A 788-nucleotide genomic window follows, 5' to 3' on the forward strand; every position below is an offset into this window, starting at 1 on the left:
TCACGAGAAATTTTTGCCTGTTCACTATAAGCTTGAATATTTTCACGTCGTTTTGTTTGTTTAACCTCTGTCACATGCTGTAATAAAAGATCAAGAGAGCCAAATTGATTGAGCAATTGCGCTGCAATTTTGGGACCAATACCTGGAATACCTGGTACATTATCTGTTGGATCTCCAGTTAAAGCTTGTAAGTCAACCATTTTTTCAGGTGCAACACCCCATTTTTCTATAACTTCAGAAATACCGATATGTCTGTCTTTCATCCCATCATATAAAGACACATGTGTATTTACCAATTGCATCAAATCTTTATCAGAAGAAATAATCGTTGTTTTTGCTCCAACCTTTGTTGCCAATTGTGCATAGGTAGCAATTAAATCATCCGCTTCAAATCCTTCCTTTTCGATACATGGCAAATTAAAAGCCTTTGTTGCCTGACGTATGAGAGAAAATTGAGGAATAAGATCTTCAGGAGGCATCACGCGATTGGCTTTATATTGTGGATAAATTTGCTTGCGAAAAGTATCCGATGAATAGTCAAAAACAACAGCAAAATGGGTTGGAACAATGCCAGTAGCTGTATTACGGGCGTCACAGAGAAGTTTCCATAGCATGTTACAATAACCAGCTACAGCTCCTACAGGGAGTCCATCCTTTTTGCGCTTTAAAGGCGGTAAAGCATAGTAAGCACGAAAAACATAACCTGATCCATCAACCAAAAAAAGATGATCTGTTGCTTTCATGACAGTTTCATTTCTCCATTTCAGCTAAAAAACAATTTACTCTTA

1 protein-coding gene is annotated in these 788 nt (G+C 37.4%); it reads right to left on the reverse strand.

All coding sequences use genetic code 11. The features are described 5' to 3' along the window. Window positions 1-743: 5'-3' exonuclease H3TH domain-containing protein (locus ACFINO_RS10250; protein WP_375655718.1), on the reverse strand; the 743-nt coding region annotated here is incomplete at its 3' end. Window positions 744-788 lie beyond the last annotated feature (45 nt).

This window comes from Bartonella sp. AA83SXKL, assembly GCF_042196965.1.
Classification (GTDB): Bacteria; Pseudomonadota; Alphaproteobacteria; order Rhizobiales; family Rhizobiaceae; genus Bartonella.